We start from the raw sequence: 12,849 nt of genomic DNA on the forward strand, positions 1-12,849 counted from the left end.
CGTTCATCCTGAGCCAGGATCAAACTCTCCATTTTGGTTCGTCTGTTTAAGCTCTAATTCTTTAACCTCTCCAATCCTCTATTTCTCTTTCCAGGATTGTTCAGTTCATTCTTTTTGACGAGGAATGGTCGTCTCTATTCTTTCAAAGTATTATTATCTTTTCTCGGTTCAGCGCGTTGGGCTTTTGCCCTCACTCAATAAACATACCAACTCTTCCTCTTTTCTGTCAAGTCTTTTTGAAAACTTTTTTTTAGGTTTGGTTTGTAAATGAGGTCTTTTGTGGCTGGTGTCCTTATGGATAAAGGGTTTACTTCATTGGCTGTATATAAAAAAGGGTCTTTTTTACGTGGGCATTCCTTTTTTATTGATGTAAATGGCTAGAATCAAAATGTTGAACCTATATGTTCTGTCAGGTTTTGAGTACTGTATCTTGTTCCCGTTGTCATCAAACTATTGATAGTCAGGCGATTACTTGCCCCTATTGCCGGATTACTCTCAAGGCCTATGGACACCCTGGAATTCCCTTACACCGAGCTAATGGGGACTATTATCTGTGCGAAAGCTGCGTCTATCACCAAGATGATAGTTGTAATTTTCCCCAACGTCCTTATGCCAAAAATTGCACCCTTTATCAAAATTTGGAAGAGCGTGAATTAGAGTTATTCCTAGAGCAGAGTGAAAACAGTGGATTAGTAATTGTAAAAAACTGGCTTCAACGCCATCAAGCTTTGCTGCTACTAATTTTTATATTCTTGGTATGTCTGCTTATTACTCTATCCGCATCCTAGCATTCTAAAATGAATATAAACCCTGTCTACATTGAAACCTATAGTTTTTTTATGGTGAAAACTCAAGTTTTCAAGATGGATGAGGTATACAATTCAAAATTCCAAATAAATTCTCTACTCAATCAATACCTTGTCCAAATTGGAAAAAGCCTTGATTTGTAGGTTGGGTGGAGGTAGGTTCACATAGTGTGCCGGAGGCATAACCCAACGCATTTGTTGGGTTGCGCTGTCGCTTAACCCAACCTACAGAAAATGAACAAGGTATTGTATTGCTCAATAACTTCAGGTTGTTGTGACTTCAGACGCTTTATTAGTAGTTTCTAGCAGGGGTGGTGATACTTCTTCATCAAAAATTTCTAAATCAAACCAAAATGTAGTACCCACACCAACTTCACTAACTAAATTAACTTGACTGTGATGTCTTTCCATGATGTTTCTGACAATGGACAGACCTAATCCTGTGCCTTCGAGAGTGTGAACTCGATTTTCTACTCGGAAAAAGCGGTCAAAGATGGCTTGTTGGTCTTCTGGTCCAATACCAATTCCTGTATCACTGATTTCGATTCGCACTTTGGAACGATAATTATCTTCGTGTCGCAGTTCTGCTAGAGCAGAGTTGCCGTCAGGAGCAGAAAAGGGAGAGTAGGGTTGAGGATTTATCTGGTAGACTCGGATTACTACTTTGCCGCCTGCTGGGCTAAATTTCAGAGCGTTGCCAATTAGGTTACCAAATACTTGCAGTAATAAATCATAATTACCTATAACTAGAGGTAGGTTAGGGGCAACTTCCTGAACAAGTTCAATTCCTTTATCTCTAGCATTGAGTTGGTAAGTACGCAATGTCTGCTCTATTGCTTGCGCTAAATCAACACCATCAAAATTGTAAGTACGGCCGGATTCAAGTTTTGACAAATCTAGGACATCGTTGACTAACCGGGTAAGTCTGTCGGTTTCATGATTGACAGTTTCGAGAAATTCACGTCGTTCTTCTATATCTAAGTCTTCACCATAATCATGTAGTGTTTCTATATAGGTTTTGATGTTAAAGAGGGGTGTTCGGAGTTCGTGGGAAATATTGCTGATAAATTGACTTTTAGCTTCATTCAGTTCTACTTCACGGGTGATATCTTGAACTGTAATGGCGATACCTTTAATACTTTCTCGTTGTAGGTTAAGTACTGTAGTTAAGAGAATACGGATTGTGCGTTTGGTTGGTTGATCGAGGGGGATGCGAAATTCGGCACTGTCACGTTCTCCTGCGGCCATTTCGTACAATGTGCGTGTGACTTCCATTTGTACGCTTTGAGGTAGATGATGCAATACATTTTTACCGACTACATCAATCCCTTCCCAAGCAAAAATTCGCCGAGCTGTGGGATTGACTAAAATTACCTGCATATTATTGTCAATTAATACTGCACCATCGGCAATGGTGGAAACCAAGGTTTCTAACTTGGCTTTTTCGGCTGTTAGTTCTTCAATATTTTGCTCTTCGTAGCGTTCTAGCCGTTCTGCCATTTCATTAAAGCTAAAAATAAGCTCACCTAGTTCTCCTCCTAGAGGTAAGTCAATTCGCTGTTTAAAATTTCCAGCAGCAATTTGTTTGACCCCTACGAGTAGTTCTTTAATTGGTTTAGTAATGGTTAAGGCGTTAATTACCCCTGCTAAAATTACCATGACCCAAATAGTGATGAAGACGGCTATGGTGACATCACGGGTGAAGTTGGTAGATATGACTGCGGTTTGGTTGGGGTTGATACCGACTGCTAAGACACCTAAATATTTTTGATTGACTATTAGAGGGATAAATACATCGGTGACTGCACCATCTGGAGTGTTATGTTGACGTACCATTGGTTGGTCATCATTTCCAGCATAATCTTCTGGTAGTTGTATTTTTCGCTTAATGGTGAGGGAGTTTTCTACCTCTGGTTCCCAAAAAGGAATGCCAAAAAAGATTTTTCCGGTTTCATCGGCGTAAAGCATATAGCGCACGCTGGTGGTGCTGCTATAGAAGCGTTGGGAAAATTGGGCAACTTCTGTGAGATTGTGATCAGCAATAAGTGGGGCAACGTTAGATGCAAGTAGTAGTCCTAGATCACGACCAAAGCGGGTATCGTTGAGACGTGCATCTTGCTGAATTGTATTTACTGCCCAGAAAGTCAGACCACTCATCACCAGGGAAACGACCAAGGTGGCGACAGCTAGGAGTTTGGTTTGGAGGGTGAACTCATACCACCAATGAGCGAGTGTTTTCGATACGCCATTGGCAAACGCATCTCGGATTGTTGTTAAAAAAGCCAGCATCTTAAAAATATACTTAAAATATTATTGTTAATAGTTCTGTGTTTTCTACCCTAACAACTTAAAAATTAACAGTTAATTATATAAAAGTGTTAGGGAGAAATTGGGAAGAGGGATGATAGGGTGGTGAAAAAATCGAAAAACTACTAACCTGCTAACTTAATTATTCCTTTTTCAGGATTCTATGACCGATATCTCTACGGTAATACACTCCTGGGAATTGAATGTGTTTGATACTAGTATATGCTTGTGCGATCGCTTGTTGGAAATTTTCGCCCGTTGCAGTGATATTTAAAACTCTACCACCGTCTGTGACGATTTGTTGGGCTGCATTTAACTTCGTGCCGGCGTGAAACACAGTTGCCCCAGCAGTTTCTGCTTCATGAATACCTGTGATGACTTTGCCTTTTTGATAATCTCCAGGATAACCACCTGAAGCTGCGACTACCGTAGCCGCTGATCCTTGTTTCCAAACAATTGGTGGCATTTCTCCTAAACGCTGTTGAATGCAAGCCAAGATTAAATCTTCCAAAGGAGTTTCTAGTAATGGCAAAATGACTTGCGTTTCTGGATCACCAAAGCGACAGTTAAATTCTAAAACTTTAAAATCGCCATTAGGTGAAACCATTAACCCAGCATACAGTACGCCTCGATAGTCAATGCCTGTGTTTCTTAAAGCTGCGATCGCTTTGTCTAAAACTTCGCTTTGAACGCGTGCCATCAACTCTACTGTAGCAATAGGCGTTGGTGCATAGGCTCCCATTCCCCCAGTATTTTCTCCTGTATCCCCTTCCCCAATGCGTTTATGATCTTGAGCAGGTAATAACGGGCGAATCGTTAACCCATCTGTTAATGCTAAGACAGAAACTTCTTCTCCTACCAAACATTCTTCAATAACAACAAAGTTGCCTGCATTGCCAAATTGCCCTTGAAAAATCGCATCAATGGCATTTTCTGCCTGTTCTAAAGTTTGAGCGACTGTCACACCCTTCCCAGCGGCTAATCCGTCAGCTTTGACAACTATTGGTATTCCCTCTGCTTTTACATAGGATTTTGCTGCTGCTGCTTCTGTAAACACCGCTGCCTTAGCTGTGGGAATTCCGGCTTTCTGCATCAAATCCTTAGCCCAAGCCTTACTAGCTTCAATTTGCGCTCCTGCTTTGATTGGGCCAAATACCATTAGTCCTTGATTTTGGAGATAGTCTGTAATGCCATTAGCCAAAGGCACTTCTGGCCCCACCACTACTAAAGAAATATCATTTTCTAGAGCAAATTGACTGATACCTGCAAAGTCATCAACTGTGAGAGGCAAGTTTTGGCAACGTTCCATACTCGCTGTACCTCCATTTCCAGGAACACAGACAATTTGCTCAATTTTCTTTGATTGCAGCAGTTTCCACGCTAGAGCGTGTTCACGTCCCCCATTACCTACAATTAAAACCTTCACTGATTTCCTCGTGCGTCTCTTGCGAAACGAGAATGCCTCAAGGCTACTCGCAGATCAATTTTTTCACTAATTATCCTTCTAATCAAGAGTAACTGGAGATTGGGAATTGGGTAAAAACTGCTCTAAAATCCAGTTGGGTGATATTTTCGTGAATTATGCGACTGAATTAATTGGTATTTTGATGAATTTATTCACAAGTAAAATTCATCACTGTGAATTAAAATTGTAATGATTGCGTTAATTCCTGTATTTTTTAAGTAAAGATGAACACGAGTACTTAAAAATATATCCTTAATTAGTTTAACTGTTAAATAGTTAGCTTGACTCTGCTTAAAAAAATCAAAACAATCAAAAACTAAGTGACATGACTAAAATTATCGTTACTGGAGCCGCTGGGTTTATAGGTTCTCACCTAGCTGAGATATTATTGCAACGAGGAGAAGAAGTAATTGGCATTGATGAATTTAATGATTACTATGATCCACTGTTAAAGCGAAAAAACATTGCTAATTTTGAAAATTCGCCTAACTTTACCTTAATTGAAGGCGATATTCAATTTCTAGATTTACCCAAAATTCTCCAAGATGTAGAGGTAGTCTATCATCAGGCAGCACAAGCAGGAGTCAGAAATTCTTGGGGTCAAGGCTTTCAGGCTTACACTGAACGCAATATTAGTACCACACAAGTATTGTTAGAAGCGGCAAAAGATACAAAATCTCTGAAAAGGTTAGTATTTGCATCTACATCGAGTGTATATGGTGATGCTGAAACTTTACCAACTAATGAAAAAATTGCTCCCCAACCTGTCTCACCCTATGGCATTACCAAGTTAGCGGCCGAAAGGTTGTGTGGACTATATCACAAAAATTTTGGTGTCCCTTTTGTATCCTTGCGCTATTTCACTGTTTATGGACCCCGACAACGCCCAGATATGGCATTTCATAAATTTTTTAAAGCTGTTTTAGAGGATGAAGCAATTCCTGTGTATGGTGATGGACAGCAAACGCGAGATTTTACATTTGTGAGTGATGCCGTCGCTGCCAATTTAGCTGCTGCTACTGTACCAGAAGCCGTGGGGGAAATTTTTAATATTGGTGGTGGTAGCAGGGTAGTTTTGGCGGAAGTGTTAGATACAATGGCGGAAATTGTTGGTAAGCCTATCAAACGCAACCATATTGAAAAAGCTATGGGAGATGCGCGTCACACTGCTGCTGATGTGTCTAAGGCACGGAAAATTTTGGGATATCAGCCACAAGTTTCTCTGAGAGATGGTTTGAGTAAGGAATGGGAGTGGATTAAAAGTTTGTATAGTTGAGGCATCTCCACGCAAATATTTTTTGATTGTTCCTAAATTTGGGGAAGGGATGCTTTGTTCTTCCTTTTCCCCTTTTACATTTCTTTCAAAAGTTCGTTGATGTAGAAATATTTGTATAGTTAATTTATAGTTTTCAGTTCTTTTAGATATCGTTAATGTTGGGTTATGCCTCCGGCACACTACGTGAACGTTCCTCTACCCAACCTACAAGATGAGCGAACTGACAAGTCAGCGATCGCGCTATCGCACTTGAAAAAATCCTTAATGCTCAGAGAACAGATGATGTTCGATTTAATTTTTTATCCAATATTCGTGATGAAAATATTAGAAATGCTTTGAAAGGATAGCCAGTGAAGAATATGTAACTGATTTAACAGAGACTTCTTCGACGTTGAGTACCAATGGAACAGCGTTCAACAACAACTTCCCCATTAGGACAGATAGTGTTCCACAATCTGGCATCCAAGAGCCAAGCAGTCTTCCAATAAGCATCAGTCATATTGGCACCACTCAAGTCAACTGCGACCATATCAGCACTATTCAAGTCAGCACCTCTCAAGTCAGTGTCCCTCAAGTCAGCATGGTTCATTTCAGCACCAGCGAGATTAGCACCGCTCAAGTTCGCACCCCAGAAATTGAGCTTATTCAAGCTAGCCTCTTCCAAGTTAGCACCCCTCAAGTTAGCGTGACTCAAGATAGCTCGACTCAATGCAATGCCGCGCAAATCAGCTCCTTCGAGGTTGGCGCGATGGATAACTACGCCGAAAAACTTTCTCTCCCCATTGGCATAACGTTGGAGCAATTCCTCAACCTTAATTACCCTGGTGGGGTCGCTATAAATACTCCCATCTGGCATAGTGGTATTACAGAAAAGGGTTCCTTCAGTAATAATGGAACTACAGTTAGCTCCCAGCAAGTTAGCATCAGTCAGGTTAGCGCGACTCAGGTCAACTCCAGTCAAATCAGCACCCCTCAAGTCAGCAAAACTCAGGTCAGTTTCAGCCAAATTAGCACCCCTCAAGTCAGCACCACTCAAGTTAGCCCGCCTCAAGTTGGCGTACTTAATGTTAGTTCCTTCCAAACAAGCATTGTTCAGGTCGGCTCCACTGAAATCAATGTGATATTGGCTAACCCCACTCAAGTTAGCACCTTTGAAAATGGCATCCCTCAAATTTTCGGTGAAAATACTAGCTCCTCTCAAATCAACACCGCTAAAGTCCCGCTCTCCAGCATCATATCGCTGGAACAACTCTTTGCCATCCATAATTCAACTCCTACGTTAAATAACATATCCAACAATAACCCACTCAGTTTTGTGGTGAGATATTTGTCAATTCGGAAGGTGCGTCAGATAAAGAATATCTGTTGTGTGCTAGGTTATCAGGTCTGACGCACCCTACACCCTACAAGAGATAAAATCCATAATCCATATTTTATAGATTTTGTCGATGCGTAATTCCTATTCCCAATTTTCAAATTCGTTGATGGTATTACGAATGAAGATATTTATTTGGGTACGTCGGGTTTCAAAGTTGGCAGCAATGTAAATTAAGAGAATACCAACTAGCAAACCTACTATCCATTTTAAGAAGGAATAACTGAGGCTGAAAATCACCAATTGATAGATGCTGGTGGTGAAAAAAGCGGCTGTACCAATATAGAGAAACGCACGAACTCGCAAAGCTAATCCAGCAAAAATGGCAATGAGGCTGAAAATTCCAGGTATGAGAGGGAGATTTTGGTGGAAAAAGACTGGCCAGCCACAAATTAAAATACTACTTAGCATTCGTAAGCTGTGACGAATTGATTTAGATTCGGGTAGTCTGAGTTGTTGATCTACTTGGGCAATATATAAGAGAGATAAGCCAATGGGTGTGACATACCATAAGCTATCTGTAAGGTGTAAATCATTAAACCCACGAAATAAAGCCCAATCAATCAATGCTACACTCACATATGTAAATCGCAATTGTGATGTGGCTGTAGCTAGAAAGATATAAAATCCAGCGCTGATAACTATAGCAATCGGGTAGATTTGTTGTTGAGTTTGCCAGATAATGATTAATGGCAGGATGTATGCGGTTCGTTGCCAAGGTGTTTTTGACCAACCCCAATTTTCCCAAGGTAGGATATAAAGGAAATAGGCGGCTAGACAAGCGATCGCACCACGCCAAGGTAGTAACTGTTGTGTTATCAAACTTCTTGTGAGTAAATTCTGCAAATAAATACCGAGAATACCTGCTTCTATCAAACCCAGATAAACCCAGATTTCATCTATTTCTATACCCCAATACCTTTGTACGGGAATATTCAAGGTGTTTTGTCTGCCCTGCCAAATGGCATAACGCATCAAAAATAGCCCTGTGCCTATTCCTACATAGAGGTTAATTTGAATGGGAACTATAATTGCAGCCAGGAATAAGCAACTACTCCACACCCAATGCAGATTAGCAATATTTTTGAGTTCTCCGGGTGTGAAACGCAAGTAACTAATCAACACAGGTGAGAGGATGCGATAAGCATACATGATGGTAGCACCAAGGGCTGACATGGCAATTAATCCATCACCTAATGCCCCTCCTGTGGCTTGGGACATTTGATAGAACAATAGTTCGTAAGCAGAGATAGATACGCCAATGATGCCGAAATAAAGCAGGGGTTTGAATTCTTCTTGTCTGCGTCCGATCCCAATTAAAATTAAGGCTATACCTAAACTATATAAACCTGTCCAGTCGCTAAAGGTGTTGAACCTGAAGATGACGCTAAATGCACCATAAATGAGGGGGAGAATGTGGAAACTACTAGGTAAGTTTGTTAATTGATGTTTTCGTTGCCACCATTCCCCGAATAGTTGGGTTGTGAAGCCGAGGGCGATGTTGGCAATGCCGATTTTAATAATTGAGTATTCTCCAAACCCTAGTATTTCGGCGGTTAATAATTCTAAACACCAACCGATACCATAAAATGCCCAGTTTGTTGGTTGTTGCCAAGTGCGATAGATAATTGCGCCTAAAGCGATCGCTGTAACGATAAAATAGGGAATTCCAGCAATGGTATTTCCTGAATAAATTAGGAATGAATGTACAGTGATGCCTAATAATTCTAGGATAGTGAGAGTGATCGCCCAGTTATCACTCGCGGCTGCATAAATAACCGCTAATTCTGTCCCTTTTTGTAAAAGGATAGTACGCCCTAACCATAAACTTAAGCTAGTTATAGCTCCCACTATCAACCAAGTAGATACTGCTAAACTGAGGAAACTCCACAATAAGTTCGTAATAAAACCCAACCCAAAACCAAGTGTTAACCTGGCCATCTCTTCTTTTCTCAAATAGCCAGTATTCACAAACATCACACCTACACCCACACCTAAACCAATTAATCGGGTTTCTGGTAGGAGTAAAGTGAGAAATTGGGCAACTATAATAGCTAAAACACTCAAATAAGTATTAATAATGCGACGCTGTTCTGTAGTGCGAATCCCTAAACCTGTTAGTGCTATAGGTGTAATTAACCAAATCACTCCCCAGCGGTTGGAATTGTAAATCACGTTATGGGTAGATGATTGCAGATTTACAAATAATAAGACAAAACTTAAAACAGCAAGCCCTAAACCAATATACCAAGCACTACGTTTCCAGATTCCTGCACCCAGACTAAATACCCATTCTGCAACCATCACAGTTAACAAAATTGCTGCCCAAATTTCCTGATTTAAATTTGGTGACAGCCAATTGATAGTAGAAAAAAGTGTCGAAATGCCGGTGATATGAGTGAAATACACCAGTAATGGGAGGGAGTCATGGCGTTTAGTGACAATAGCCAGAGTGATGGTAGAAAATAGTAAATTGAGAGTTAATAATGTAGGAGTTTGTAAAGCGAACATCGTTAAACAAACCCCTAATAATAGGGTTAACTCTTCGCCAAACGTTGCTAATTCCGGCTTTTGATCACGATAGAGACGATCTGTTAACACCAACATCAAAATGATGTAAGGAAATAAAGCAATACTCAATAATGCCCAAGGTTGATTTTGGGAATTGGTAAGATAAGTTGCTGTATTAATTGCTAATTTCTGCAATTCATCAGGTATTAACCGCCAAAATAGCCAAGTTGTTTGTAACCCAATAAAGAAAATAGCCCCGACATCAACTTTAAAACTACACCTTTGTAAACGACGGCTACAAAACCACAAACTTAAACCACTCACAGCCACAGCTTGTGCTGGTTGAGTCCATACCGACATCAACCAACCTAAAAACAGCAAAATTTCCCCTAGCTTTTCCCAAGGTAAGTTGAGTTCAGGAGGTGAAGTCGAATCTATTACATTTCTTACCCCCCTCTCTGCTTGCGGAGAGGGGCTGGGGGTGAGGTTCTTCTCTGATAACCAAATCACTAACCCACCACACATACCAATAGCTAAACCCAACTGAGTGACATTTACCCCAGCTAGAAAAATTGCCCGTGTTAATAGAGATAGTAAAGCATAAATAATTACATAGCCATATATACCAAAATTCCCACTAAAACGCTGTTCACCTTGATTTTGTTGTGAGTTTTGATAAATAGTGATAATAGTTGTACCTAGTATTGCCAAATATACGGCAATTAGAGGAAATCCAGCTAAATTCCAACCCCAATGCAGATAACTCAAACCCAGAATATTTACCAGAGGTAATTTACCAATGGGGAAATGAGTGATGATTGTGCGATCGCGACAAAGTAAAGTTGTCATTGTCGATAACAATACAGCAGCAAAAGCTATCACTACCCAATTAATAGGATTTTGCCACAACCTCAAGCTATCCATTGCCCAAAAGTTGACAGGAACTAACAACAAAGTCGCAATTAACAAAGTCTGTGCTGTCAATCTTAAATTATTTTGTTTACCCGCCCAGAAGCTAAACCCGCAAAAACTCAAAGTATAAGCTAATAAAACCCCATACTGTCCAACTGCTGGAAACCTCTCCCACTGACTTGCGGCCAGGACCCCAGAGGAAACTACTACCAAAAATATCCCTAAAAACAGTAACCAGCGGACACTTAATTCTTCCCCCAATGACTGCAACATTGAAGTGACGAAATTGGGTTTTGCTGGTGCTTTCGGTTCTGGAGGTAAACTGGCAACTACAGGTATTTGTGCAGATTGAGAAGTGGGAAATACTACCTGTGGTTCAGTTTCAGCCTGTGTTTGCACTATCACAGAACAGACAAGGGACTCTCGACATATTTGCCTAACTTGGGCATCAGATATCAAACCCAAGTCGAGTAATTCATCCAGTCCCTCTAATAAATTAGCATGGGATGACGGTAGTCTAACTGTAATAGTTGGCGATCGCTCAAAAGGAGGTGACATAAGCCGCAATCGTATAAGTATATACTTTAATATTGATGGTCATTAAAGTATATTTTGACGCAAATTGTGACACTTATTCCATTGACTCAGATTAAAACATTCTGATGCTTGTGTGACTACCAATGCTTTCTAGAATTATGAATCTGTTGAGCGGTCTTAATCCCTGATTCTAATGCCCCCTGCATCCATCCTCTAATCATAGAAGTATGTTCTCCAGCAAAATATATTTTTCCCTCTCTTCTTCCAATTTCATTAAATAATTTTTCTTCTTGAGAAGAACTAGGATATGCCCAACCACCTTTTGACCAAGGATCATTATTCCAAGAATAATTAACTGCACTGACTTGATATTTATTAGCTCCGGGTAAAATCTCTTCCCATCTTTGCAATAAACTAGTTAACCTTTCCTCTGATTTGAGGGCATCCATTGCCAAAGCATCTTCACCTTTAAGATAGGCGTGTAATATTCCAGTTTTACTATTACTGTCCCAAGTAGGTTGCCATAGTTCTTCTGAGCGATCAGCAATCAAAGCCCAACCATTTAAATTATCTTTTTCCCAAAAGCGTTCTGGATATTCTACAAACATCCTAGTTGCAGCGCGATAGTTATAACCACCAGCAATAGCATTCTGCTTTGGTAAAGAAAGGGAAGGAAAGAAATTAATTTTTTCAAGTACAGGTAATGGAACAGTACAAACTGCACAATCACCATAGTAAATTCTTCCTGACTGACAAATAATTCTTACTCCTAAAGAGCTTTGTTCAACACGAGTAACTGCATCTCCAAGATAAATTTTTCCTTCTAATGATGCAGCAAAGGCAGTTGGTAATAAATCTGAACCGCGATCTATTTTTTTCCATTCTCGTATTCTTCCATCTTCTCTTTGTGTACTTCCTGGTGGTGTAGTTAATCTTGTAATACTTGCCATTTGTTTTTCTAGTGTTTCTAGAGAAACTAGAGTCCGTTGACCCTTTTTCAATCCTACATACAAACCTTTATTTGGATAAAAAGGTTTCAAACCTAAACCAAAGTGTTGAGTGTAAGCAATGGTTAAATCATGATTAGAAGGAATCCTTGCAGCACCTGCTTCTACAAAATGTCCATCACTAAATTGATTTCGCAAAGTTAAAACTCTTCCTCCAATTCGCTCACGAGCTTCTATAATTCTGACTTTATGACCGGCAGTAGCTAATTCATAAGCAGCAACTAAACCAGAAATACCTGCACCGATAATTATGATGTTTTGAGGAGATGCAGTTGGCTCTAATGCTCCTGGGGTTTTAGATGATTCTGCTCGAACTTGAGTATAGGAAGTTGTAGCTGCCAACATCAAAGCACTACGTAATAAAAATTTACGACGATTGAGTTTTAGCATCAAGTTTTAATTTGTATATATTAAGACCTTATACAATATACAATAAATAAATTTACCATACCATTTTATGTATAATTTTTGTTACTTAGAGGCTGAAGTTGAGTACTATTAAGAGAGATACAAAAAATAAAATACCCAGATGTATTAAATATATTTTGGGAAACTTAAATAATGAAACTTTTGTGGTGCGGGCATTTTGCCCGCTAGATGTGTATACTGCAAACGGGTCAAACTTGGACTTATGTCATACTGACCGTAACGTA

At 39.9% G+C, this 12,849-nt stretch carries 9 protein-coding genes; 3 read left to right on the forward strand and 6 right to left on the reverse strand.

Translation table 11 applies throughout. The features are described 5' to 3' along the window. Nucleotides 1-416 precede the first annotated feature (416 nt). Nucleotides 417-788: a hypothetical protein gene (locus VB713_RS27525; RefSeq protein WP_323314664.1), complete on the forward strand. Its 372-nt coding sequence runs from the start codon at nt 417-419 to the stop codon at nt 786-788. A 118-nt stretch (nt 789-906) separates the two neighbouring features. On the opposite strand, the gene VB713_RS27530 is transcribed toward VB713_RS27525, so the two are convergent. From VB713_RS27530 to purD, 3 genes are all read right to left on the reverse strand, one after another. Then, entirely contained in the window at nt 907-1,065 is a 159-nt protein-coding gene (locus tag VB713_RS27530) for a hypothetical protein (RefSeq protein ID WP_323314665.1), read from the reverse strand. Nucleotides 1,066-1,070: 5 nt separating this feature from the next. After that, entirely contained in the window at nt 1,071-3,095 is a 2,025-nt protein-coding gene (nblS, locus tag VB713_RS27535) for a two-component system sensor histidine kinase NblS (RefSeq protein ID WP_323314666.1), read from the reverse strand. A 160-nt stretch (nt 3,096-3,255) separates the two neighbouring features. Beyond that, on the reverse strand, nt 3,256-4,539 hold the full coding sequence (gene purD, locus VB713_RS27540; protein ID WP_323314667.1) for a phosphoribosylamine--glycine ligase: 1,284 nt from the start codon (nt 4,537-4,539) through the stop codon (nt 3,256-3,258). A gap of 364 nt (nt 4,540-4,903) precedes the next feature. Between purD and VB713_RS27545 the strand changes: the two genes are divergently transcribed. Both VB713_RS27545 and VB713_RS27550 read left to right on the forward strand, forming a co-directional pair. Next, the gene (locus VB713_RS27545) at nt 4,904-5,854 is read left to right on the forward strand and encodes an NAD-dependent epimerase/dehydratase family protein (RefSeq protein ID WP_323314668.1); all 951 of its coding nucleotides are present in this window, start codon (nt 4,904-4,906) and stop codon (nt 5,852-5,854) included. 165 nt (nt 5,855-6,019) lie between these two features. Further along, entirely contained in the window at nt 6,020-6,193 is a 174-nt protein-coding gene (locus VB713_RS27550; protein ID WP_323314669.1) for a hypothetical protein, read from the forward strand. Nucleotides 6,194-6,224: 31 nt separating this feature from the next. Here VB713_RS27550 and VB713_RS27555 read toward each other — a convergent pair whose 3' ends face one another. The 3 genes from VB713_RS27555 to VB713_RS27565 form a co-directional block, all read right to left on the reverse strand. Continuing rightward, nucleotides 6,225-7,118, reverse strand: a complete 894-nt coding sequence (locus tag VB713_RS27555; protein WP_323314670.1) for a pentapeptide repeat-containing protein — start codon at nt 7,116-7,118, stop codon at nt 6,225-6,227. Nucleotides 7,119-7,313: 195 nt separating this feature from the next. After that, nucleotides 7,314-11,210 carry a DUF2157 domain-containing protein gene (locus VB713_RS27560; protein WP_323314671.1) on the reverse strand — a complete coding sequence of 1,299 codons (3,897 nt, stop codon included), beginning with the start codon at nt 11,208-11,210 and terminating at the stop codon, nt 7,314-7,316. Nucleotides 11,211-11,326: 116 nt separating this feature from the next. Then, nucleotides 11,327-12,586 carry a flavin monoamine oxidase family protein gene (locus tag VB713_RS27565; protein ID WP_323314672.1) on the reverse strand — a complete coding sequence of 420 codons (1,260 nt, stop codon included), beginning with the start codon at nt 12,584-12,586 and terminating at the stop codon, nt 11,327-11,329. Nucleotides 12,587-12,849: the final 263 nt, after the last annotated feature.

It is taken from the genome of Anabaena cylindrica UHCC 0172 (assembly GCF_034931625.1).
GTDB lineage: Bacteria > Cyanobacteriota > Cyanobacteriia > Cyanobacteriales > Nostocaceae > Anabaena > Anabaena cylindrica_A.